Annotated in this window: 13 protein-coding genes, 2 tRNA genes and 3 rRNA genes; 11 read left to right on the plus strand and 7 right to left on the minus strand. The window is 46.2% G+C overall.

What is annotated here, in order from left to right; genetic code table 11:
• Positions 1-35: 35 nt before the first annotated feature.
• On the plus strand, positions 36-2,252 hold the full coding sequence (locus MASE_RS15650) for a VTT domain-containing protein (RefSeq protein WP_014949485.1): 2,217 nt from the start codon (positions 36-38) through the stop codon (positions 2,250-2,252).
• Positions 2,240-2,950, plus strand: coding sequence for an endonuclease/exonuclease/phosphatase family protein (locus MASE_RS15655; protein WP_014949486.1), 711 nt, complete (start codon positions 2,240-2,242; stop codon positions 2,948-2,950). The genes MASE_RS15650 and MASE_RS15655 overlap by 13 nt, the downstream gene beginning before the upstream one ends.
• 80 nt (positions 2,951-3,030) lie before the next feature.
• Here the strand turns inward: MASE_RS15655 and MASE_RS15660 are convergent, their stop codons facing one another.
• Complete coding sequence (locus MASE_RS15660) at positions 3,031-4,011, minus strand: LysR family transcriptional regulator (protein ID WP_014949487.1); 981 nt, start codon at positions 4,009-4,011, stop codon at positions 3,031-3,033.
• Between the two features lie 401 nt (positions 4,012-4,412).
• Between MASE_RS15660 and MASE_RS15665 the strand changes: the two genes are divergently transcribed.
• From MASE_RS15665 to MASE_RS15690, 6 genes are all read left to right on the plus strand, one after another.
• Positions 4,413-7,061, plus strand: coding sequence for a TonB-dependent receptor plug domain-containing protein (locus tag MASE_RS15665; protein ID WP_014949488.1), 2,649 nt, complete (start codon positions 4,413-4,415; stop codon positions 7,059-7,061).
• Between the two features lie 116 nt (positions 7,062-7,177).
• Positions 7,178-7,999 (plus strand): sulfite exporter TauE/SafE family protein, encoded by an 822-nt coding sequence (locus MASE_RS15670; protein ID WP_014949489.1) that lies wholly within the window; start codon positions 7,178-7,180, stop codon positions 7,997-7,999.
• A gap of 19 nt (positions 8,000-8,018) precedes the next feature.
• Positions 8,019-9,194, plus strand: coding sequence for a pyridoxal phosphate-dependent aminotransferase (locus tag MASE_RS15675; protein ID WP_014949490.1), 1,176 nt, complete (start codon positions 8,019-8,021; stop codon positions 9,192-9,194).
• Positions 9,195-9,461: 267 nt separating this feature from the next.
• Positions 9,462-9,827: a response regulator gene (locus tag MASE_RS15680; RefSeq protein WP_014949491.1), complete on the plus strand. Its 366-nt coding sequence runs from the start codon at positions 9,462-9,464 to the stop codon at positions 9,825-9,827.
• The gene (locus MASE_RS15685; RefSeq protein WP_014949492.1) at positions 9,824-10,408 is read left to right on the plus strand and encodes a chemotaxis protein CheX; all 585 of its coding nucleotides are present in this window, start codon (positions 9,824-9,826) and stop codon (positions 10,406-10,408) included. The genes MASE_RS15680 and MASE_RS15685 overlap by 4 nt, the downstream gene beginning before the upstream one ends.
• Positions 10,408-11,736 carry a sensor histidine kinase gene (locus MASE_RS15690; RefSeq protein WP_014949493.1) on the plus strand — a complete coding sequence of 443 codons (1,329 nt, stop codon included), beginning with the start codon at positions 10,408-10,410 and terminating at the stop codon, positions 11,734-11,736. Before MASE_RS15685 ends, MASE_RS15690 begins: the two co-directional genes overlap by 1 nt.
• A gap of 69 nt (positions 11,737-11,805) precedes the next feature.
• Here the strand turns inward: MASE_RS15690 and MASE_RS15695 are convergent, their stop codons facing one another.
• Positions 11,806-12,837: an MBL fold metallo-hydrolase gene (locus MASE_RS15695; RefSeq protein ID WP_014949494.1), complete on the minus strand. Its 1,032-nt coding sequence runs from the start codon at positions 12,835-12,837 to the stop codon at positions 11,806-11,808.
• 301 nt (positions 12,838-13,138) lie between these two features.
• Between MASE_RS15695 and MASE_RS15700 the strand changes: the two genes are divergently transcribed.
• The 3 genes from MASE_RS15700 (at position 13,139) to MASE_RS15710 (ending at position 18,497) form a co-directional block, all read left to right on the plus strand.
• Complete coding sequence (locus tag MASE_RS15700; RefSeq protein ID WP_051129052.1) at positions 13,139-15,508, plus strand: DNA polymerase II; 2,370 nt, start codon at positions 13,139-13,141, stop codon at positions 15,506-15,508.
• A 302-nt stretch (positions 15,509-15,810) separates the two neighbouring features.
• Positions 15,811-16,389, plus strand: a complete 579-nt coding sequence (locus tag MASE_RS15705; protein ID WP_014949496.1) for an EF-hand domain-containing protein — start codon at positions 15,811-15,813, stop codon at positions 16,387-16,389.
• A gap of 368 nt (positions 16,390-16,757) precedes the next feature.
• Entirely contained in the window at positions 16,758-18,497 is a 1,740-nt protein-coding gene (locus MASE_RS15710; RefSeq protein WP_014949497.1) for an AMP-binding protein, read from the plus strand.
• 495 nt (positions 18,498-18,992) lie between these two features.
• Here MASE_RS15710 and rrf read toward each other — a convergent pair.
• From rrf to MASE_RS15735, 5 genes are all read right to left on the minus strand, one after another.
• Positions 18,993-19,108: ribosomal RNA gene (gene rrf / locus MASE_RS15715) — 5S ribosomal RNA — on the minus strand.
• 136 nt (positions 19,109-19,244) lie between these two features.
• A 23S ribosomal RNA gene (locus tag MASE_RS15720) occupies positions 19,245-22,123 on the minus strand.
• A gap of 354 nt (positions 22,124-22,477) precedes the next feature.
• Positions 22,478-22,554 (minus strand) — tRNA-Ile (locus tag MASE_RS15725).
• 43 nt (positions 22,555-22,597) lie between these two features.
• Positions 22,598-22,673: transfer RNA gene (locus MASE_RS15730), tRNA-Ala, on the minus strand.
• A 77-nt stretch (positions 22,674-22,750) separates the two neighbouring features.
• A 16S ribosomal RNA gene (locus MASE_RS15735) occupies positions 22,751-24,283 on the minus strand.
• Together the 16S, 23S and 5S rRNA genes with 2 tRNA genes alongside form the textbook arrangement of a ribosomal RNA operon.
• Between the last annotated feature and the right edge of the window lie 52 nt (positions 24,284-24,335).

The raw sequence follows: 24,335 nt of genomic DNA on the forward strand, positions 1-24,335 counted from the left end.
CAAATAGTGAAAAATGAATAAATAGGAAACGTCACATGCAATCAGGAAAGAGTGTATTTCAACCCGGTCAAAACTGTTGGGTAGAGAGCAAGGCTCGCTTTTCTACACCTTTGATAGATTGCGGAAACTATTATAAAGCCTTGCACAGCTCTATCGTTAAAGCTAAGCACAGTATCTTCATTGTTGGATGGGATATAGATAGCCGCATTCGCTTGCTGCGAGGCGACGACGAAGCGAACAGTGAAGCGCCGAGCGTAATAAGTGATTTACTTAAGTGGAAAGCTGAGCAAAACCCTGACATTAAAATTTACCTGTTACGTTGGGACTCATCGCTAGCCTTCTTCGCGCAGCGCGAAATGTGGGCAAAGGAAGTGTGGGAAGAAAAAACTCCAGACAATGTGCAAACCGAGCTCGATGACACGATTCCGATGGGCGGAAGTCAGCACCAAAAAATTGTGGTTATCGATGATGAACTCGTATTCTCAGGTGGAATGGATGTATCTACTAACCGCTGGGATACCCGTGACCATCCCGTAGTTTCAGAAGAGCGTGATGGACCTGATGGAGAGTATGGTCCTCTTCATGATGTGCAAATGGTATCAAGTGGACCTGTAGTAGCCGACTTTTCAAAATTAGTTCGATGGAGGTGGCAGCGTGTTGCTGACTCTTCACCTATTGATATCCGCGAGGACGCGCGCATTGATGAAAATGCCCCGTTGCCTGATGCTTGGCCACAAGATTATCCTCCCCTTTTTGAAGACGTAGAGTGTGCACTTGCCAGAACAATTCCATTTATGGATGAGGTCGAGCCTGCTCAAGAGGTACGTCATATGCTGCTTGATCTTATCGGTGAAGCAGAGTCTGTAATCTACATTGAGAATCAATTTACAACGCGTCAGGAGATCGCTGAAGCGCTGAATAAGCAGCTCAAACTGAAACCTAATCTTTCGGTCATTATCGTAAGTTCCTACGAGCCAAAAGGTAAGTTTGAGTGCGAAGCATTTTGGGCAAGCCGCATAGAATTCAAGGAAATTTTAGAAAAAGGGATTGACCCTAAGCGAGTAAAACTGACTTATTCTTCAATTGAAGACATGCAAGGCCGCAAGGCATACAAGCGCATCCACTCCAAAGTGATGACCATTGATAACAAATACCTTGTTATCGGGTCATCAAACTTGAGTAATCGCTCAATGACGCTAGACACCGAAATCGACACGGTGTTGTTTGGTAACACCAAAGACAATCAGGCGTGTATTGAGCAAGTGAGAAACGACTTACTCGCAGAGCACACGGGACGCGATATTGATGCAATGCCAGCGTTATTCAACAATGAATATCCGGTTGAAGCATTAATGCAGGATCAGATAGCACACGGCTACGTACTTACCGAAGTTCGTGATGAGGTGTTTACCGAACAATCCGTTAAGAATGTGTTCAGAGCGTTATCTGACCCTGAAGAACCCCTTATTTCGGTGCCAACCTTTGATGGAGCTGCTATGCCTGCACGTAACCCAAGACGTCGCAGTATTATGATTTTGATCGGTCTTGCCATCATTGCTGTTCTTGGCGGGCTTATGTTTTGGGCTAGCCAGTCCATACCATGGTTAAGTTCCGACAGCATTAACGCCTTTTTAGAGAAAAGTCGTGGAACCTACTTTGCTCTGCCTACCGTGTTGCTGGTTTATGTGGTCGGCGGCGTTTTATTCTTCCCGGTCACTATACTGTCGCTTGCGGTGGCTGCTATTTTTGGCCCTATATGGGGGCCCATCTACGGCATCATGGGAGCACTAATGAGCTCTGCAATCATGTTTGGAATAGGCAAGCTATCAGGCAACGCGGGGCTTAGAAAAATTGGTGGTCCAAAGGTAGCTGCCGTTGATGAAAAACTAAAGCGTAGCGGTATCGTTGGCGTCGCGGCCATTCGAATGCTGCCTGTAGCGCCCTTTAGTTTGGTGAATTTGGTAGCGGGCATCTCATCTATTGGCATTTTCCAGTTTTTAGTAGGGACATTTTTAGGCATGTTCCCGCCCATGATTGCGAAAGGGCTTGTGGGTGATTCGATAGCACAAATTTGGCAAAACCCTTCTGTGGAAACCATTAGCTATTTAGTTGGCGGTATCGTTTTATGGGGCCTTATGATTTGGGGCTCGCAAAAATTTGCCCGCTACTACCAAGCTCGGAAGGAGTCGGGGAATCAAGATACTGCCAGTGATAATAGTGACAAAGATGAGGTAGAGAAATGTGCCGCATAGTGACCTACAACATTCACAGCGGAATAGGCAGAGACAAAAAGCACGATTACAAACGCATAGGTCAATTCTTGGCAAACAGTGGCGCCGACGTGGTGCTGCTGCAAGAAATGGATACTCGTCCCTCTGAGCGAAGTACAGCACAGGACGTTAAAGATATCTGCGCTGAAAACACGTTTAAACTCATTCCATCACCAGCCATTAGGGAATCTGATGGCTGGTATGGCAACGCCATCCTCACTCGCTTTGACGTATTAGCTCACGATACACTGGATGTCAGCCAAAACGGGCGACAGCCTAGAAATGTTCAGATTGTAGAGCTCAAGACAGAGAAGACCCCCCTTACGGTGGTGAATACCCATAAGGGACTTAAGAAGCTAGAACGTCGCTCACAGTTTTCTTTGCTTCATGAGCACCTTTCTTTGAAGATGAAAGAGAAGCAAATCCCTCTAGTTCTAGCCGGTGATTTCAACGAGTGGCAGTTTTTCTCAAAAGCGTTTAAAGCACTTAATGAATTGCTATTACAGCAAAAAGTAGGGGCAACATTTCCAAGCCACTTTCCTGTATTTGCACTTGATAGAGTATGGGTGTCTGACGACATCAAGGTAAAAGCGTGCAGAAAATTAAAAAATGCGAAAACTCGAATCTTGTCAGATCATTTACCTGTGCTTGTTGATATTGAACTGCCCCAGAACGACTAACCCAGTGATCTTTTGCACTTAACGGGTTGCGTTATTCTCGTCGTACGCGAGATTTAGCATCATTTTGTGTTGGCATAGTGCTATGCAGGTTGCGCTATAAACGATGAAGCGGCAAATTCTAACGTACCGCACCAGTGTTTCAGTGCGTTTTCTTGAGCCACTACTTTTCTGAGAATATCAATGATCGGACTGCTATCTAGTAGCGTCTTGGCACTTTTGTTTGTCGCAGCGAGTACAGTACGCTGCATTTCTGGCTGTGTTATTTTCAGTGATGAAACTAAGCCAGACTCCTTTAAATGAAAAATAGCTGATGTAGGAAGGATCATCACGCCTTCTCCCTGCATAACTTGCCTAAGGCCAGTCATGAGTTGTCCAGAATAAGCCAAATCGTGCTGCAAACTAACGCCCGTTGCTTTTTCATAGTCAGCAATTAGTTGACCCAATGCATCTTTGTTACCCGGTGACAGCAAAGGTAATTCACTGATTTCCCAGAAACGGATCGTCGTTCTATCTCGAAGCTTGGCGTATTGTTCACACGATGAGGAAGCAGAAAAAACCAAATGAAGATCTTCTTGAATTAGCGGTGTGACTCGCATGAATTTAGGGTCGACAGCTTGCTGATAAGTAAGCGCAATATCCACCTGCTTTGACTCAAGCCAATCATTAATGGTGTAAGACGGTCCAGTGCTGATTTCGACTTTGAGCCCTTTATGGTTCGCCGTTATCTCCGTGAGCAGCGGTAAAGAAAGCACATTGCCGATTGACGGTAGCATTCCTATTTTTACTACCTTCTTTTGTCCGGTTTGAAAGGTTTCCAATGCGGCCTTAACGTTGTCTATTTCGGTTAGCAGCTTTAATGCATGTTTATAAAAAACTTCGCCCGCCGATGTTAGGTTTACTCCCGAAAAACTTCTTTCAAGCAGCGTCGCTTTCATCTCTCTTTCTAAACTTGCCAACTGCTGACTAATGGCGGGTTGAGCGATATCCAATGCTCTCGCCGCCGCAGCAATACTACCCTTACGCACAGTCATAACAAAATAATGCAGCTGTTTTGAATGCACTTGCCCTCCTTACAAAGGTGGTGAGTTCTAGAACGGGAACGGTTTAATGAAGACGGCAGCAACGAATATGCCATTCCATTAAGTTATATGAAGCAAAATTGTAAAAATGGGCTAAAAGCAGTGGGGCATGAAAATCTTGTCTTCCCCCATACTTAAGTCTAATAGCATTAAATTAGCGCCCTGTGAGACGGCTCAATATTTTTCTTATACCCCTGAATAATCTTCTTTCTTCCTGCAAAGCCAAAGAGTTTTTAGCCTTGTTCTTGTACACGAGTGGCTAGACAACAATAACAAGATGCTTCTCGCATCAAAGTAGTGCTCGTGCGTGCCTAAAAAGAGTGCAGATTTTAATAATCCACACCCACAAAACTAAGTAGCAATAAGCACGATTGGGAACACAAATGAAACAGAAAAAGCTCCACACTGCAGTACGTTACGCACTTACCGGATTAACACTTTTCACTACTTCATTGCTTGTACAGGCGCAAGAAGTGACTGAAGAAACCACAGAAGCCAAAGACCTAGAACGCATTGCCGTTGTTGGTGCCCGCGGTGCACCGCGTTCAGTAACCAGCTCTCCTGTACCGGTTGATGTACTCACCGCCGAAGACGTTGAAGCCGTTGCGTTTACCGATATGAACAATGTCCTTATGACACTCGTTCCCTCTTATTCCGTAGGCCGTCAACCCATTTCCGACGGCGGAACGTTTATCCGTCCAGCAACGCTTCGAGGTATGCCCACCGACAAAACGCTTGTTTTGGTTAACTCTAAACGTCGTCACAGGGCCGCGCTTGTTTCAATTGGCGGTTCTGGCACACAGGGGCCAGACATCGCAACAATTCCAACCGCAGCAATTCAAAGTGTTGAAGTGTTGCGCGACGGTGCAGCTGCGCAATATGGCTCAGATGCCATTGCAGGTGTTATCAACTTTCAATTAAAAAATAACACCGAAGGCGGCTCGTTCACTGCCGACTACGGCAGCTACTACGAAGGAGATGGCGATCAAATTACCGTTACTGGGAATAAAGGTTTCGCGTTAGGCGACGATGGCTTTTTCAGTATTTCAGCCGAATATTCTGACAGCGAAGCCACCTTTCGCGGTGAGCAATATTGTGAGCCATGGTTCTGTGTGGATGACCAGTCAGATCAATACATCGCTGATGCTACGGCCATGGCCAACAGCGTTCATGGTTCAGACGTAGTCCAACCATGGGGGCAACCAAATACAAGCGGGACGCGTGTTTTCTTTAACGCCGGTTACGCACTATCCAGTGAACTTGAACTCTACGCATTCGGTAACTATTCAGAAAGTGAAGGTGACGGTTCATTCTATTATCGCTATCCAGGCAATGGCACCATTGAAGACATTCGACTTGAGGACGGTTCAATCTGGAACCCGCTAGAGTTCTTCACCGGTGGCTTCACGCCTCGTTTCTTCGGTGATGTGACTGACTACTCATTTGTTGGTGGTGTTAAGGGCATGTCGGGCGACCTTACTTATGATATCAGTGGTCGTTACGGCAATAATGAAATCTCTTACACACTAGCCAATACCATTAACCCGTCACTGGGTAACGAGTCACCTACTTCATTTAAGCCGGGTGACTTAACCAACGAAGAAACACAGATTCAAGCTGACTTCACCTATGACTTGAACCAGTATGTTCTTGCCTTCGGTGCAAGTTACTTAGATGAGTCATACGAAATCTCTGAAGGCGAGCTAAGTTCCTATTTTGCAGGCTCTTACGCCACATCTGATCCATGGGAGTTTTGTAACGACGACTACACTACTACGGCACTGGGCGCTGCTGTCATTGCTAACGGTTCAACTCTGAATTGTGCCAACTACACCAGTGCTGACAGTAACGACGATGGGGTTGAAGATGATGGATTCGCTGGAGTAGACGCCGTTTATACTGTTGTAGGCGTTGGCTCCAACGGCTTCCCTGGCTATTCACCAGACTATTCGGGCTCATACGAGCGTGACTCATATGCGGTATACACGGATATCTCTGGTGACATTACAGACGAGCTGTTTGCTCAGGCTGCGCTGCGTTATGAAGACTATTCTGATTTTGGCTCAGAGGTTGTGTACAAAGTTGCAGGGTTCTATCAGTTTAGTGACGAAGTAGGCTTTAGGTCGTCTTTTGGCACTGGCTTTAGAGCCCCTACTCCAGGTCAGCAAGGCACGACCAACGTATCTACACGTCTGCCCGATGGCTTCCCAGTAGCAACAGGTCTGTTCCCAGCCGGCGGCGAAGTAGCGCAGGCGCTTGGTGCCAACGAGCTTTCACCCGAAAAATCGACCAACTTTACGCTGGGCATGACTGCGAACTATGGCGATTTAACGCTCACTGTTGATTACTACAACATCAAGCTTGAAGACCGCCTTTACTCTGTGTCTACCCGAGATGTTTCCACCACTGTCGTTACCGACCCTCAAGCAGACGGTTATGACGCATACCAAAACTATCTAGCCCTAGCAGGTGCCAATGTTTCTGGCGCCGAGTCCATTGGTGGTGTGTTCTTCTTCCAAAACGCTTTCGATACCGTAACCGAAGGCGTGGACGTTGTTGCTACTTACAAGATGGAATCGAGGTATGGCGCAACCGTGCTAACCGGCTCTGTGAATTACAACAAAACAGAGTTCGATTCTGATCCGAGTGAATACTTGAACGCTGAGGATCAGTTCGACTTTGAAAATGGCCGTCCCGAAATGCGTGGTGTCTTCTCAGTTACCCACAGTTACGACGTGTGGTCTGCCGTTGCACGTCTTAGCTATTTTGGCGAATACGAAAATGCGGGAAGCGATGACGGGGTAAACGCCACGAATATTCAAACCTTTGGTGACGAATATATGTTCGATATAGAGGGCTCCTATCTTATTAACGAAAACCTCACCCTGTCAGTGGGGGTAAGAAATCTCTTCGACAATTACCCAGATGTAAGTACTAACGGCGACGCCTGTTGCGGTGAAGTCTATGACTCTGCCTCGGTGGTTGATTGGCAGGGAGGATATTACTACACCCGACTTGCAGCCCGTTTTTAACTGGCTCCTTGCAAACACCGACATAAGTCGGTGTTTGTGTATGTAGTTAACTGTATATAAGAAAAACTTAAAAGGTCATTCATGTTTAAAGCTGTTTCATGCGGAGTAAAAAGCAAATGGAAATAGAGCTACTGTGGTTTGTAGTTACTTTGTGTATAACTGGTGCCATTGCAGGTATCACGGCAGGTCTGTTTGGTAATGGCGGGGGGTTTGTTGTGGTACCTGCTCTTCTCGCTGTTTTTCCGTTTTTTACTCCTCCATCAGAAGCCCTCGTTAAGGTAGCCATCGGAACATCATTGGCATCCATTGTGGTATCAAGCGCTCGGTCAGTGATGGCGCATCGCGCTAAAGGTGCGGTGGATTTTGACATTCTTCGCTCGTGGAGTATTTGGCTTATTCTTGGCGTTGGTGGCGGGCTGCTCATCGCAAACAACTCCAGCGCCAATGGTTTAACGGTCGTGTTCGCCGCTGGTGTTCTACTTTACTCCGTATACTTCCTTTTCCCTGAGTTCGTTGTAAGACCCGGGCTTGTTTTCGATATGCCTAAAGGCATAGGCAAAGCGGTTTTGGCGTTTGTTCTGGGTGGTTTCTCTGCTCTGCTTGGCATAGGCGGCGGTACGCCAACAGTAATCACGATGGTGATGTGCCAGCGCACCATTCAACAGGCTGTCGCGACCGCCGCAGGCGTCGGCTTTCTTATCGGGCTTCCAGGTGCCATTGGCTTTTTGTTTATGAAGCACCCTGAAACCGCCTCGTTGCCGGTAGGCACTATTGGCTACATCAATATACCTGCGCTTATTGCTATCAGTATTGGGGCAATCTTTACCGCTCCAATCGGAGCCAAAATGGCGCACAACTTCAGTGAAAAGAAGCTAAAGCGCTTATTTGGCATCTATCTCGTCATCGTTTCTAGCGCAATGTTCTATAAAGCCATTTAAAAGAAGAAGGAGACAACCCGTGAGTTATAACCGTTCAAGACGCTTGTTTATTGGTGGCACAGTTGCAGCGTCAGCAATAGGTGCGAGTGGCATAAGTCACCTTGTGAGCGCCCAATCTGTTAGCGCAAGCGCTTCCCCATCGTCTGTTATGTATGGACCAAAGCCTGGGGTTGCAAAGCTCAATGCCAATGAAAACCCGTTTGGGCCGAGCCCGAAAGCGCTAGACGCTATCGCAAAAGCATCGGCGGAAGGTGGAGCCTACTATGCTTATCCTGCCGCTATGACACTATTGGATATGATTGCCGAGCGCTATGGCATTACTCGAAAGCACATTTCTTTGAGCGCAGGTTCAAGCCCTATTCTTTCCTACGCCGCCCTTGCGGCCAGCAAGAATGGAAAAATTCTGGGCCCGGACCTTTTTTGGGACACCACGTCTAAAGCACCTGAAAAACAAGGTGCGCCAGAAATAGTGAGAGTTGCTAATACGGCAGAGCTTGATATTGATCTTGATGCAATGTACGCCGCAATAGACGACTCTATTGGTATGGTGCACATTTGTAACCCGAACAATCCAACGGGAAAAGTGCTCGATCCGAATAAGCTTCGCGAATTCTGCATAAAAGCATCTAAAAAAACACTGGTGTTGGTCGACGAGGCATATAACGAGCTTATCGATGAGCCTCCTAAGCATTCAATGATTCCGCTCGTTAAAGCTGGTCATAATGTCATTGTAGCGAGAACCTTCTCAAAGATTTATGGCTTAGCAGGTATGCGCGTGGGCTATTTAATCGCATCAGAGGAAAACACTGAGTGGATCAATCGCTATGGCATGGGCGGCTATACATTGAATCAAGCAGGCCTTGCCGCGGCTATCGCCAGCTACAATGACGATGCCTTTTTAACTTTCTCTAAAGAGAAAATTTATGAAGGTAAATCTATGGTTATGGACGCAGTAAAAGCAAATGGATTGACAGCGCTACCTTCTAGTACTAACTTTATTTTTGTTAATTTAGGTGACGGCAACGCAGAGTACTTCCGCCAAGCCATGGCTGAACAGGACGTGCTGATTAGAGGAATCTACCGTACGTACGACAACTGGTCTCGCGTAAGTATGGGAAAAATTGGCGATGTAAAACGCTATGTTGATGCCATGCCCAGTGCACTTGAAAAAATGTACACTATGCAAAATACTTAGCTGCAAGGGTGTGCATTGTCGGCCGATGCACACCTCGCTATTTATAGACTTAAATTTTCTGCTACTTCCTCGTTTACTCTCCTAGTCATTTTCAACTAAAAGTCTAATACGCATAAAAGTCACTTCTGTCATATACTCATTTTAAAGCGCCACTGCTCAAAGAATACGCTGATTGGAAAATTTTTACGGTATTGTTGCAGTAACGCTAAAGTTGCACATACTTTACTAAAAAGGCATCGCATTAAATGCCGCTCTAGGAGGCTGTAAATGTCAATTTCTGTATTAGTAGCTGATGATTCTAAGTTGTCGAGGCGTAGTGTGATTCGCTCACTTCCGCAAGATTTAGAGTATGACATCACCGAAGCAACAAACGGGCAAGAAGCCATAAATGCGCTGTCAGAAAGTGAATTTGCATTGGTACTTTTAGACCTAACCATGCCAGAAGTTGACGGCGTTGGTGTGTTGGAATTCTTGCACCAAAGGCCCGACGCCCCAAATGTAATTGTGATTAGCGCTGACTTTCAGCCAGAAAAACAGAAAATTGTCATGTCTCTGGGGGCAAAGCGCTTTTTACGCAAACCGCTTGATAAAGAAGAATTAGCAATGTCGTTGTTTGAGTTGGGGTATCTATGAGCATTGTACTACCACTAGACGAAGAGCAAAGAGATGCCCTTCAAGAACTCCTAAATATTTCCATGGGGCAAGCGGCTAACTCTCTTGCGCAGTTAATTGAAACCAAAATTGATATTTCTATCCCAAAAATCTCAGCGGTTACTCCCACCCAGCTTTACAGTCTCTTATTTGAAACCGAAGACGCTTTCTATACCCGTCAGTCTTTTTTAGGCGACGTACACGGCGAAGTGATGTCTGTGCTATCTCAAGCTGGATTGAGTGAGGTCGCAACGTTAATGGATTACGATGAACCGTTAAGCAAAGAAGACATTCAAGAGATTATCTTGGAGCTTTGTAACATTTTGGCAGGTGCGTGTTTGGCTGGTCTTTCCGACCAGTTGGAGCTTACAACTAACTTGAACATGCCCACGTTATTCTTGCCCGATAAAGCGAACTTCGATGAGTTGCAATGGCAGCACAGCTTAGTGATGGAAGTGCAGTTTATTATCGCGATCTCGTCGTTTAGCATGCGCGTTGTTTTCTGCTTAGACGATGAATCTCTTGCACGCATGAAAGACACATTGGATGAGTTACTCGCATAATGTTTGAACAACTGGTAGGTAAATTACCTGTCGGAATTGGTATAGTCGATGAGAGCTTTAAGGTTGTTTATCTAAACGACTTCTTTTTAGATCGACTTCCTCACAATATGCGCGACTGCTATAAAGAAACGCCAGTTGTTGAGTTATTTCAAGGACAAGGTAAGTTTCTAAAACGCAGACTAAAGTCAGTTTTTGTACTGCAGCATCCTAGCTTTAGCTATTGGGAACAACGCCCCCACATCTTTCCGTTTAAGAGCTCTCGTCCTATAACGGGTGAAGAAACACAGATGTATCAAAACATGGAAATCTTGCCCATTAAAGACAAAAATACAGGGCAAAAATTGGCGTGTATTTTTCTGCAAGATGTGACCGCCCAAGCTAGCTATTTTAGAGCCCAGCAAAAGCTTTCAGAAGCGCTGAAAAAAGAACACGAAGCGCAAAAAAAGTTAATTCGCAAACTCGATACCGCACAGAGCCAGCTTATTCAAGCAGAGAAAATGGCTTCTACTGGTCAGCTCGCGGCGGGGATAGCCCACGAAATTAATAACCCTATTGGTTTTGTGAGCGCTAACCTCAATACACTTGAGCAATACGCAACTCACCTTATTGCGATTTGTGATGGCGTTAAGGGGCAACTCGAACACTTCACCGACGAACTTAAAGAGCAGATTGACGCACTGTTTGAGTCTAATCACTACGACTTGTTAAAGGACGATATTACTGAGCTAATTGCCGAGTCTACAGATGGCCTTACCCGCGTAAAAGACATCGTCGAAAACCTTAAGAACTTTTCGCTGGAGACTACTGAAGGCGTGCAGATAGTAGATATCTGCGCCGTGTGTCACCAGCTGATCACGCTTATTTCCGCCCAGTACAGCACGCCCCAATATAAATTTGAATGTGAATTAGAGAAAGTGGAGGTAATGGGAAACCCTGGGCCGCTGAAACAGGCGCTAATGAACGTCATGATAAATGCAGCGCAGGCCATAGAAGATAGGGGCTTCATTAAACTTACTGTGCTCGATTCACCTACGTTGGTGACCATCAAAATACTGGATTCAGGTTGCGGTATTCCTACAGGACATCTAAAGCGAGTCTTTGAACCCTTCTTTACTACAAAGCCTGAAGGGCAAGGCCAAGGGCTGGGCCTTTCTGTGGCTTACACCGCCATCGAACAACATCAAGGTAAAATATCTATTAGCAGCAAAGAGGCAAAAGGAACCGTGGTAGAGATCACCATTCCGAAACAGCCTGCAGCACAGCCCCCGTCCAGTGAAGATAATGAAGAGAATAAAGAAAACGAAACGGAAAACTCTCAAACGGCCTAGAAAACAGATAGCCCAGTACAGAGTCAGACGTTGTTAATCCTCACTCTGTTTGTATGTCCTCTGACTGAACTAACAAGCAAGCTTTTTTACTTCACAGGCTTTAAATGTATACACACCCTTGCTGTTTAACGTCCGCGAAATGGCTCCTTCATTAAGCAAGTAATTAAGGTGAGACAAACACTCTGCTACTGCAAACACCATGTTGCGACTAGAGAGCTTGCGCTTAAACATAACCGGTAATAGCTCTACGACCGTTTGAGGTTGCTCGCAAGCATTTAACAGTGCTTTTAGGTGCTCGTGATGATGAGCAATAAGCGAATCTACTCGCTCATGCAGGCCGATAAAGGGTAGCTTGTGAGCAGGTAATACTGTCGCACCTTTGGGCAAATTCTTGAATTGCGGCAGCGTAGAAAGGTAGTCGTCTAAGGTGTTGGCATCAGGCTCTGTTGAGTAGGCCCCAATGTTTGGCGTGATAATCGGCAAAATATGATCGCCTGATATGAGAATATTTTTTTGCTTATTGTAAAGGCACGCATGCTCAGGAGAGTGGCCGCGGCCAATGATGATCTGCCATTCGTTACCGCCAAGCGACAGCGTCATACCATGCTTTAGACGTGTGTAGCTAATAGGTAGTGGTGAAACGACGCTGCTGTAGCCGTTGCCTTCACCAGAAGTAAGCTTTGCGATCATGGATTCGTCTAAACCTGCTCGCTGGTAGTATTGCACATCCCGGTCATTCGTTGCGCCATTTCTTCCTGCCGCAAACGCTCTGGCAGTAAAGTACTCAGTTTGAGACATATAAAAGGGAACATTATACGTGTCGGCTATCCAGCCCGCTAACCCTACATGATCAGGATGTAAGTGCGTAACGATGACACCAACTATTGGCCCGTCTAATTGCTTGAATATACGCTCCCACAGAGCTTTGGTGGTGGACGTTCCTATGCCAGTATCAATGACCACCCAACCGCCTTCACCGCGGATCAGGTACAAATTTATGTGGTCAAGTTCAAATGGAAGCGGCATTGTTAGCCAAAGAACACCATCGGCCACTTCTATTAGCTCGCCCGGCTCTACCTGTTTATCGAATAGATATTCCATATCGCCCTCACCTTTTCTATCGTGCATGGTCTAACGTGCACAAAGACTGTACGTTTTCGTTTTAACTCGCGCTGCTTACAAAAACAAACATATCTGTCGAATAGAGATCTATAGGAGTAGGTGATAACAAACGTTATACTAAGCCTACTGCCGTTTCTCGTGCACAGTGGTAGCGCATTTTTATTGCACCTTTGCGCCAGTTATTGAACAGATAATGGTAATGCGAGTTTATAAAACGTACACGCCCATGAGGCTATTTAAAGAAATTAACGTCAACAAAGCCGGTTAGTAAATCAGATCCATGTCAGCCTCAACAATACAACAAGGGTTCATACTCAATAAAAGTACGTTTACCCGGCGAGGCAAGGTGCATGTTGAGCTATGGGTAAAAACGCCCAGTAGCACCGCTAGGTTAATTTCTTCACCCCAATACCCCACTTGCTTTGTATCTGTTGATCACGCCAATGATTTACGCAATATCGCCGAGCGTATTTCTGCAAAGATCAGTATTTCAGATGACGGGTTTCACACGCTGGAACAAGTTCCTGTTGCGACGGTAAAAACCGCAACCGAATCACACATGCATCAGCTTCGCCAGCATGCGCAGGAAAGCAGTATTATATTGTACGAAGCGGATATTCGCGTTGCCGATCGCTACTTAATGGAGCGCTTTGTGTATGGTGCGGTGGAATTTCTGGCTCCGCAAGATTTCGACGATACGCCTCAGATCGTTATAGAAAATGCGCAAATCAGACCCTGTCAATTCAGAACCACATTTACATCACTTAGCATAGACATCGAATGCAATGAGCATGAAGAACTCTTTAGCATTGCGTTAGCCGGTGAGGGACTCAACGTTGTGCTGCTTCTATGCCCGCCACGTTTTGTTGGGCAAACATTGCAAGGACAAGAAGACAGCGCGTACGAGCTCATTACCGTTGAATCAGAAAAAGTACTGCTTGAAGCATTTTTTTCTTATCTTACATCCTACGACCCAGATATCATTTTAGGCTGGAACGTTAAACAGTTCGATATGGCGGTACTTGAACGCCGCGCTAGGGCTAACTCGCTAAAGTATGCTATCGGCCGCCATGGCAGAGAGGCTTCTGTAAGACAGTGGGAAGATCAAACCCTCGTTGATGTGCCAGGACGATGCGTTATTGATGGTATCGAAGCACTAAAAACAATGACTTATCAATTCGAGTCGTTCTCGCTCGATCACGTATCTGAAGAACTGCTTGGCGAAAATAAGCTTATTCAGGCTGCAGACAAGCTTGAAGCGATAAAGCGTCTTTATCATAGCGACCCTGTTGCACTCGCTAACTATAACTTTAAAGATACGGAACTGGTCAATCGCATTCAGGATAAAACCCAATTTATCGATTTTCTGGCACTGCGCAGTATTCTCACCGGCCTAGATATGAGCCGCCCCGGAGGGTCAGTGGCCGCGTTTTTAAATGTGTACTTGCCTAAGCTTCACCGCAAGTCTTATGTCGCGGGGGTAAGACCTGAAAATGGAGGCTTGGCTAGTCCGGGTGGTTATGTCATGCGTTCCCAGCCAGGTTTATATAAAGACGTTTTAGTCCTAGATTTTAAGAGCCTGTATCCTTCCATCATTCGTACATTTAAAATCGATCCGTTGGGACTTGCAGAAGGGCTTAAGTCCCCCCACACGGCGATAGAAGGTTTTAAAGGCGCAGTATTTAGCCGCGAATCTCATTTTCTACCTTCCATCATTGAAAACCTATGGCTTCAGCGCGACGAAGCCAAAAAACAGAATGACGCACCGCGCTCTCAGGCCATCAAAATATTAATGAACTCCTTCTATGGTGTGCTTGGTAGTGGCGGTTGCCCTTTCTACGATCCTCGCCTTGCTAGCTCTATTACACTGCGGGGTCATGAGATCATGCAAACCACTGCGGGTTGGATTGAAGAACTGGGCTATACGGTTATTTACGGCGATACCGACTCAACGTTTGTTCATGTAGAAGGGAATGATGCACTAGGCTCGCCGTCAGAAACTGGACTTGAGCTCGCTAGCATTATTAATCGAAAGTGGACAGAGTTACTAAAAAGTGAGTTCGACATTGATTGCCACTTAGAAATTGAGTTTGAATCTCACTTTTCTACGTTTTTTATGCCGACGATCCGAGGCTCTTCCGAAGGCAGCAAAAAACGTTACGCAGGAATGAAGGGCGGTGAACTTGTCTTTAAAGGCTTAGAAAATGTCCGCTCTGATTGGACGGTACTAGCTAAAACCTTCCAGTACGAGCTGTACAAAAAAGTGTTTACTGGACAGCCTGTTGAAGACTACATAAATAGCACGATAGCAGCGATAAAGTCCGGTGAAATGGATCACGCTTTGGTCTATAAAAAGCGGCTGCGTAAGCCTTTGTCGTCGTATACCAAGTCGCTGCCTCCCCACGTAAAGGCAGCGCGATTAGCGGACGAGTACTATAAAGAACAGGGGTTGCCACTTCGCTATCAGTTTAATACTACCATTGCTTATGTTATTACGGTACAGGGCCCTCAAACCGCAGAAACTGCCACGGCCCCCCTTCAATATGACCACTATATTGAAAAGCAAATCCAACCCATTGCCGATAGTATCTTGCCTCTTATCGGCCTGAATTTTGAGACAATAGCGAACGATCAACTCTCGCTGTTTTAATCTCATTAATGGGGTTCTATCTATATCTGAGATCAGCTTAAGTTTGACGTATGAAGATCTTGCAAACACTGCGACAATTTAACATAGCAATAACATTGAAATCCTTGCCTTAAACTTTTATTACCTCACTAAATCAGTTAGTTATGCATTTGGCACATTCAATGAATAATGAATTACGTAAGTCATTAGCGGTGTCAGATTGAAACTTACTTCCAATCTGCACCTATGTTGAGGTCTGTGGACCTAGTGGTTAGGGCAATTGAACGCCCGAGTTCACTGTAAAAGCCAGAAGGAATTTGATTATGAAGATCACAAAACTAAGTATGATTACCAGTGCTGTTATTGCTGCAACACTATCTGCTTCAGCAGTAGCAGGCCACCACGAAGAGAAGATCTCGATGGGATTTAACGCAATGGATAAGGATGGAAACGGCTATATCGTCGGTTCAGAGTCTTCAGGCGTTATTGACAGTAAGCTTCTTGCAAAAATGGATACCGATGGTGACAGCATGATTAGCCGTGTTGAATTCAACAAGTTTGTTGATGAAAAACCATCAATGTTTAGCGACGACATCATTACTCAGGTGAAAACTGAAGGCACCAATGACGCTCTACTCTCGGAAAAGGGCAACCCTGAATTATTCTCTAAAGCAGACGGTGAAATGATATCAGAGAAGAATAAGGAGCTTCGTACTGAAATGTCAGCCACAGCCGACAATAAGTTTACTGAAATCGATGTAGACAGCGACGGTAAGCTTACAGCCGAGGAGTTAAAGGTTGCACATGTCGAAGGTGACTTTGAGATGATGGACGAAAATGGCGATTCTTACGTTACCCGTATGGAATATCGTGCCTACTTCGAAGGTATTGAGTCTGAATAGACGCTCACCTCTCGTAAAGTAAAAATTTTTAGGAAGCCTCCTTCGTCGGAGGCTTTTTTGTTTCATTAGAGTCGAGAAAATTTTCTTTAGACATCAGATACATTGTCACTTTTGGTTATTACTCTCCTTTCAGCGTGTACGACGAGTCACACAAATTCATCGTTGAATAACCCCATATACGACTAACATCTTGTCGACAAAACTCGTTTGCAACAATATTGTTAATAAAGATTGAATTATTTGTTTTATTCGTTGCATATTCAGCATTTACTGCAATTGTTGCCATTGGTTATTTGGAACCAAAAGCCGAAACAGCCAACTCAATTATTTATATATAAATCAGATGCGTACGCGCATGGAGGCAAGATATGATGGAATCAAAATTTACACCGAACTCACTACTCCCTCTTCAGAAAAGTGAGTTTACTGGCTCTGATGACGCTGAGCTGACGTCGCTCACTATCGGTCAGTATTTCAAAAATGTTGTCGACAATTATGGCGATAACCCAGCGATTATTGTAAAACATCAAGACGTTAGCTGGACCTATCAGCAGTATTGGTATGAAGTAGAACGTGTTGCTTGCGGCTTACTTGCAAACGGTGTAGAACCTGGCGACCGTGTGGGTATATGGTCTCCGAACAATATCGAATGGTCGATCGTACAGATGGCCACTGCGCGAATCGGGGCGATCATGGTATGCCTGAACCCTGCTTATCGCCCTGATGAATTAGCGTTTGCTATTAATAACGTTTCCGTAAAATACTTAGTCATGGCTCAGTCATTCAAGCAGTCAAATTACGTCGCCATGTTGAAAGAGCTTGCGCCAGAAATAGACAGCCAAGATAAGAACACACCAAGGCGTCCTCTAACGCTTTCTAAGTTGCCTTCACTTAAATATGTATACACTATTGGCGATAAGCCTGTAGAAGGGTTACAGGCTTTTTCTGCATTGCAAATAGAACCAACGGAAGCGCTTAAATCTCAGTTGGAGGCCGTTGAATCGAACCTTAGCGCGAATGATAACATCAATATTCAGTTTACCTCCGGCACCACGGGAAATCCGAAAGGCGCAACGTTAACGCACCGAAACATTCTAAATAATGGGTTATTAGTATCACAAGCAATGAGGTTCACACACAAAGACAAACTTTGTATTCCCGTACCGCTTTATCACTGCTTTGGAATGGTATTGGGCAACTTAGTTTGCTTAGCATCAGGTGCATGTGCAGTATTCCCCGGGGAGTCATTCGACCCTGAGACAACACTCCGTACAGTAGAAGAAGAAAAGTGCACGGGATTACATGGCGTACCAACCATGTTTATTGCCGAGCTCGAACTATCCAACTTCAAGAGCTTTGATCTATCAACACTAAGGACAGGTGTCATGGCAGGTAGTACCTGTCCAGAAGAGCTCATGCGAAAGGTCCATAGTGAATTTCATATGACAGAAGTCGTCATAGGTTATGGTCAGACAGAGTGTAGCCCTATCAATCATATTACTGACATTGACTCGCCATTTGAAAAGCAGGTCAAAACTGTAGGGCGCGCTATGCCCCATACAGAAGTGAAGATCATAGATCCCCAAGGCAATACGGTGCCTATTGGAGAACCGGGTGAGATTTGCGCGAGAGGCTACTGTGTAATGAAAGGTTATTGGGGTGATGAGGTTAAGACCAAAGCCACCATAGACGATGAAGGTTGGCTCCATTCTGGAGATCTTGGAGAAATGGACGAAGAAGGCTATGTCACTATTGTTGGTAGAATAAAGGACATGATTATTCGCGGCGGCGAGAATATTTATCCACGAGAAATTGAAGAAGTCTTATATCAACATGCGGATGTGTCAGACGCCGCTGTCTTTGGTATTCCTGACAACAAATATGGCGAGCAAGTATGCCTATGGATTAAGGAAAAGGAAAATCGACATATAGACGAAGATCAGATACGCGACTACCTTAAATCCAAACTAGCCTACTTTAAAGTACCCAAATACATCAGCGTAGTGAAAGAGTACCCCATGACGGTAACAGGGAAGCTTCAGAAGTTTAAAATGCGCGAATACATGATAGAAACACTGAAGAAGCAAGCCCTACAAACCGAAGCATAATCCCAGCAAATAGTGGGGTCAGAGTACATTTCGAAGATTGGGGTCAGAGTACTTTTTAAAAGATAACGCTTTAAAGTACACTGACCCTACATTCGTATTTCCAACGCTTGCACCTACAGTCTGTACCTATCTACCGTATTTTCAAACTGCCTGTTACATATCCTAGAGAGTTAAAGAGCCCGGATTATTTAGTTAGCCCACAATAATGGGGTCAGAGTACATTTCTTCGTTTTAATAAGTGTGAATGTTAAAAAAGTACTCTGACCCCTTTACTCCTGAGTGAAAGACTAAAGGTCTGTATCTGAGTTTGTGCGCCTTAAATTATTCGATAAATGAAACTTTCACAGTGACTAGAAGTAGGTAAAAAGAGCAGTCGCAGAAAAACACATTTTAATAATGGGGTCAGAGTACATTTCTCTAATAAGGCATGCTGACGAATTTCAGAGTTTCTCCCCCACAGTTTTGAAATCACGTATAGTTAAATTCGTTTGTTCGACCTGGCAGTGTCCTACTCTCACATGGGGAAGCCCCACACTACCATCGGCGCTAATACGTTTCACTTCTGAGTTCGGAATGGAGTCAGGTGGTACCGTATCGCTATGGCTGCCAGGAAAAACTGGTAACAATCTAGAAAACTGGATATCAATTCAATCAGTGAGTAACTGTCTTTTCACTCTACTTGCGGCTCATTTTTCAGAGCTTAGCTTGTCTACAACACTCAGAAGCCTAAAGCTTCTTGGGCGTTGTATGGTTAAGCCTCTCGGGCAATTAGTACAGGTTAGCTTAACGCCTTACAACGCTTCCACACCCTGCCTATCAACGTCATCGTCTATAACAACCCTTCCAGACCTTAAAGGTCAGGGATGACTCATCTTTGGGCCGGCTTCCCGCTTAGATGCTTTCAGCGGTTATCCGTTCCGAACATAGCTACCGGGCAATGCCATTGGCATGACAACCCGAACACCAGCGGTTCGTCCACTCCGGTCCTCTCGTACTAGGAGCAGCTCCCATCAATCATCCAACGCCCACACCAGATAGGGACCGAACTGTCTCACGACGTTCTAAACCCAGCTCGCGTACCACTTTAAATGGCGAACAGCCATACCCTTGGGACCGACTTCAGCCCCAGGATGTGATGAGCCGACATCGAGGTGCCAAACACCGCCGTCGATATGAACTCTTGGGCGGTATCAGCCTGTTATCCCCGGAGTACCTTTTATCCGTTGAGCGATGGCCCTTCCATACAGAACCACCGGATCACTATGACCTACTTTCGTACCTGCTCGACGTGTCTGTCTCGCAGTTAAGCTAGCTTATGCCATTGCACTAACCTCACGATGTCCGACCGTGATTAGCTAACCTTCGTGCTCCTCCGTTACTATTTGGGAGGAGACCGCCCCAGTCAAACTACCCACCAGACACTGTCCACATTCCCGATAAGGGAACAATGTTAGAACATCAAACATACAAGGGTGGTATTTCAAGGACGGCTCCACACAATCTAGCGACTGTGCTTCAAAGCCTCCCACCTATCCTACACATGTAGGTTCAATGTTCAGTGCCAAGCTGTAGTAAAGGTTCACGGGGTCTTTCCGTCTAGGTGCGGGTACACAGCATCTTCACTGCGATTTCAATTTCACTGAGTCTCGGGTGGAGACAGCGTGGCCATGGTTACACCATTCGTGCAGGTCGGAACTTACCCGACAAGGAATTTCGCTACCTTAGGACCGTTATAGTTACGGCCGCCGTTTACCGGGGCTTCGATCAAGAGCTTCGTCCGAAAACTAACCCCATCAATTAACCTTCCGGCACCGGGCAGGTGTCACACCCTATACGTCCTCTTACGAGTTTGCAGAGTGCTGTGTTTTTAATAAACAGTCCCAGCCACCTGGTCACTGCGGCCTCCATTTGCTTACCACGCGAAGTGTTCACAAACAGAGGCGTACCTTCTCCCGAAGTTACGGTACAATTTTGCCGAGTTCCTTCACCCGAGTTCTCTCAAGCGCCTTAGTATTCTCTACCTGACCACCTGTGTCGGTTTGGGGTACGGTTCATATAATCATAAGTTTAGAAGCTTTTCCTGGAAGCAGGGCATCAACAACTTCACTCCCTTGGGAGCTCGTCTCGTGTCTCGGCCTTAGAATTCCGGATTTACCTAAAATTCCAGCCTACTCACTTTCACTTGGACAACCAACGCCAAGCTTGCCTAGCCTTCTCCGTCCCTCCATCACTGATTATATAAGTACGGGAATATTAACCCGTTTCCCATCGACTACGCATTTCTGCCTCGCCTTAGGGGCCGACTTACCCTGCCCTGATTAGCATGGGACAGGAAACCTTGGTCTTCCGGCGTGGGAGTTTTTCACTCCCATTATCGTTACTCATGTCAGCATTCGCACTTGTGATATGTCCAGCAAGCTTTACAACTCACCTTCATCCACTTACACAACGCTCCCCTACCCAGCATGTAAACATGCTGCCGCAGCTTCGGTATATTGCTTAGCCCCGTTACATCTTCCGCGCAGGCCGACTCGACTAGTGAGCTATTACGCTTTCTTTAAAGGGTGGCTGCTTCTAAGCCAACCTCCTAGCTGTCTATGCCTTCCCACATCGTTTCCCACTTAGCAATATTTTGGGACCTTAGCTGGCGGTCTGGGTTGTTTCCCTCTCCACGACGGACGTTAGCACCCGCCGTGTGTCTCCCGGATAGTTCTCATTGGTATTCGGAGTTTGCAAAGGGTTGGTAAGTCGGGATGACCCCCTAGCCTTAACAGTGCTCTACCCCCAATGGAATTCGTCCGAGGCTCTACCTAAATAGATTTCGGGGAGAACCAGCTATCTCCCGGTTTGATTGGCCTTTCACCCCCAGCCACAAGTCATCCCCTAACTTTTCAACGTTAGTGGGTTCGGTCCTCCAGTTGATGTTACTCAACCTTCAACCTGCTCATGGCTAGATCACCGGGTTTCGGGTCTATACCTAGCAACTAAACGCGCAGTTAACACTCGCTTTCGCTACGGCTCCGTTATTCACTTAACCTTGCTACTAAATATAAGTCGCTGACCCATTATACAAAAGGTACGCAGTCACCACACGAAGTGGCTCCCACTGCTTGTACGTATACGGTTTCAGGTTCTATTTCACTCCCCTCACAGGGGTTCTTTTCGCCTTTCCCTCACGGTACTGGTTCACTATCGGTCAGTTAGGAGTATTTAGCCTTGGAGGATGGTCCCCCCATATTCAGTCAAGATAACACGTGTCCCGACCTACTCGATTTCACTGTAAAGAATCCGTCGTGTACAGGGCTATCACCTTGTATCGCTCCTCTTCCCAAAGGATTCCACTAAATTCTAAACAGCTTAAGGGCTGCTCCCCGTTCGCTCGCCGCTACTAGGGGAATCTCGGTTGATTTCTTTTCCTAAGGGTACTTAGATGTTTCAGTTCCCCTCGTTTGCCTCGTTAACCTATGTATTCAGTTAACGATACCTGTAAACAGGTGGGTTTCCCCATTCGGACATCTGTGGCTCAAATGCATTTTGTCGGCTCACCACAGCTTTTCGCAGACTTACACGTCCTTCATCGCCTCTAACTGCCAAGGCATCCACCGTATACGCTTCGTCACTTAACCATACAACCCCAAACAGCCTTTTGACTTCTGTCTAAGTTACGTTGCATGAATGACAAGCTAATCGGAAGAATTGCCTTGCTATCAAATCATCGATTGATAACAAGCAATTCAGTCAAGTAGAGTAAAAAGTTCATCTTTCGATTTCTCAGTTACTCAATTTTGATTGATTACTATTAATATCAGCTTTCCAAATTGTTAAAGAACATTTGATGTTTCCTGCAAAAGCAGTACTTTCATCTTTAGAGTAAAAAACCCTAATCAATGCTTACTGAAACAGTAAATATTCATTAGGATTTCGGGTCCAACGTGACACGTTTTCTACCTTTGTCACCTTCCTTTCACAAAGCAAGGAAATGGTAGGCTTGGGCAGACTTGAACTGCCGACCTCACCCTTATCAGGGGTGCGCTCTAACCAGCTGAGCTACAAGCCTTCAGTTTCTAAGTTTGTTAGCAACAAACCCAGTTTCAAGTAGATGGTGGAGCTAAGCAGGATCGAACTGCTGACCTCCTGAATGCAAATCAGGCGCTCTCCCAGCTGAGCTATAGCCCCATAAACTTGTGTCGTTCTTCATTTTAAACAAGACTATCTGTGTAGGCACTGCATCAAGGCGTCTTTCGACGTAATGGTAAGGAGGTGATCCAACCCCAGGTTCCCCTAGGGTTACCTTGTTACGACTTCACCCCAGTCATGAAACACAAAGTGGTAATCGTCCTCCCGAAGGTTAGACTAACTACTTCTTTTGCATCCCACTCCCATGGTGTGACGGGCGGTGTGTACAAGGCCCGGGAACGTATTCACCGCAGTATTCTGACCTGCGATTACTAGCGATTCCGACTTCATGGAGTCGAGTTGCAGACTCCAATCCGGACTACGACATTCTTTAAGGGGTCCGCTCCACATCACTGTCTCGCTTCCCTCTGTAAATGCCATTGTAGCACGTGTGTAGCCCTACACGTAAGGGCCATGATGACTTGACGTCGTCCCCACCTTCCTCCGGTTTGTCACCGGCAGTCTCCTTAGAGTGCCCAACTTAAGGCTGGCAACTAAGGACAAGGGTTGCGCTCGTTGCGGGACTTAACCCAACATCTCACGACACGAGCTGACGACAGCCATGCAGCACCTGTGTCTGAGTTCCCGAAGGCACGAAACTATCTCTAGTAACTTCTCAGCATGTCAAGTGTAGGTAAGGTTCTTCGCGTTGCATCGAATTAAACCACATGCTCCACCGCTTGTGCGGGCCCCCGTCAATTCATTTGAGTTTTAACCTTGCGGCCGTACTCCCCAGGCGGTCTACTTAGCGCGTTAGCTTCGCTACGCACGCCTTAAAGGCACACACAGCTAGTAGACAGCGTTTACGGTGTGGACTACCAGGGTATCTAATCCTGTTCGCTACCCACACTTTCGCACATGAGCGTCAGTCTTTGGCCAGGGAGTCGCCTTCGCCACTGATGTTCCTCCAGATATCTACGCATTTCACCGCTACACCTGGAATTCCACTCCCCTCTCCAAGACTCTAGTCTGCCAGTTCTAAATGACCATCCCAGGTTGAGCCCAGGGCTTTCACATCTAGCTTAACAAACCGCCTGCGTGCGCTTTACGCCCAGTAATTCCGATTAACGCTCGCACCCTCCGTATTACCGCGGCTGCTGGCACGGAGTTAGCCGGTGCTTCTTCTGTTGTTAACGTCACGGCTAGCAGGTATTAACTACTAACTTTTCCTCACAACTGAAAGTGCTTTACAACCCGAAGGCCTTCTTCACACACGCGGCATGGCTGCATCAGGGTTTCCCCCATTGTGCAATATTCCCCACTGCTGCCTCCCGTAGGAGTCTGGGCCGTGTCTCAGTCCCAGTGTGGCTGATCTTCCTCTCAGAACAGCTAGAGATCGTCGCCTTGGTAAGCCGTTACCTTACCAACTAGCTAATCTCACTTGGGCCTCTCTTTGCGCCGGAGCCGAAGCCCCGTTTGGTCCGAAGACATTATGCGGTATTAGCAGTCGTTTCCAACTGTTATCCCCCTCGCAAAGGCAAGTTCCCAAGCATTACTCACCCGTCCGCCACTCGTCATCTTCTAGCAAGCTAGAAATGTTACCGTTCGACTTGCATGTGTTAGGCCTGCCGCCAGCGTTCAATCTGAGCCATGATCAAACTCTTAGTGACTCACCCTGTTCGAGTGAGGTGCGCATTTTACATCGTTTATTTTCGATGTCAA

It is taken from the genome of Alteromonas macleodii ATCC 27126 (assembly GCF_000172635.2).
GTDB lineage: Bacteria > Pseudomonadota > Gammaproteobacteria > Enterobacterales > Alteromonadaceae > Alteromonas > Alteromonas macleodii.